The sequence below is a fragment of the Marinobacterium sp. MBR-111 genome, from assembly GCF_040547585.1.
GTDB classification, from domain to species: Bacteria; Pseudomonadota; Gammaproteobacteria; order Pseudomonadales; family Balneatricaceae; genus Marinobacterium; species Marinobacterium iners.
In genome coordinates, this window is the sequence record NZ_JBEPQA010000084.1 from 1 (window position 1) to 1143 (window position 1143).

Sequence of the window (1143 nt, forward strand, 5' to 3'; positions counted from 1 at the left end):
GATGAGTCACCGATACTCCCCCTTTCAAGGTCACGTTCAACGCCTTGTTGGACATAATCGCTTACTGCCAATGCCCCGTCTTCTTTTATAAAGGAAATTCCTTTTGCTTGCCTTCGCCAACGTTCTCCCAGCAATTCTGCGGACGCACCACAGTCCTTACAACACAACAACACCTGCTCCACAGGAGCAGTACATCGAATCTTTAACCCCGCCAAGTTGCCGTGTTGCGCCAGCACCTGCTCGTGCCGCTTCCTGGCCGCCGGGGCGTATAGTCCGTAGTACCGCACCGTGTGTACGCCTTTAGCCGGGACATGCTGCAACAATCGCTGAATCATCTGCCACGGCGTCAATTTCTGTTGCTTGATGCGCTTATCTCGGTGATCCAGATAGCTCATCTCCAGCCGTTGCCCGTCCCAACGCTTGATCTGTTCAGGCCTCAACGGCCCGCCTTTACAGTATCTGGCCAGGTACAGCATGACTCCACGTCCATTCGTGTAGCGCTCCTCGATTCGAACACTCCACTCTTTCCTGTACAGGCTGCGGTGCTGTCGCCAGAAAGCCTCTGCACTCAGATCTGGTGGTAGGACCAGACGTTTGTCATCAGCTGCGTCCTTGAGCAGGGCTTGCACCTTGCCACTGTAATAGCGCCTCAATACCGCACTGGGGATCAGGTAGTCACCAACACATTTCCACTCACCAGACTTCATCAGGCCACCGGCCGTCACCAAACAGTGCGTATGCGGGTGCAGCGTCAGTTGCCGTCCCCAGGTGTGCAGGGCCATCAAAATACCGGGGCGAATGCCGCCATACTTCTTATCCGCCAGCAACTCCTGCAAGGCTTCCTGACTGGCTCGGAACAGTAACCGTGCAAACAATCCTTCGTTATAACGCCACAATGGCAAGTACTCATGCGGCAACGTAAAGATCACGTGAAAGTGCGGCACGTCTAACAGGCGCTGCTTCTGTGCCTCAATCCAGTCCTTACGGTGCTTCTGCGCACACACATAACAGCTGCGGTGACGGCAGGAGTGACACTGTTCCCATCGCTCCTGACAGTCCGGGCAGGCGTAATAACTCACCCCCATATCCCGCGTTCTACAATACGTAATAGATGTAATCGCCCGCCGGTTTTTCCGTGGCTGA

1 protein-coding gene is annotated in these 1143 nt (G+C 54.9%); it reads right to left on the reverse strand.

Features of this window, described 5'->3' with window-relative positions:
• On the reverse strand, positions 1–1143 hold a 1143-nt coding region (locus ABIE61_RS18815), incomplete at both ends, for an IS91 family transposase (protein WP_502915078.1).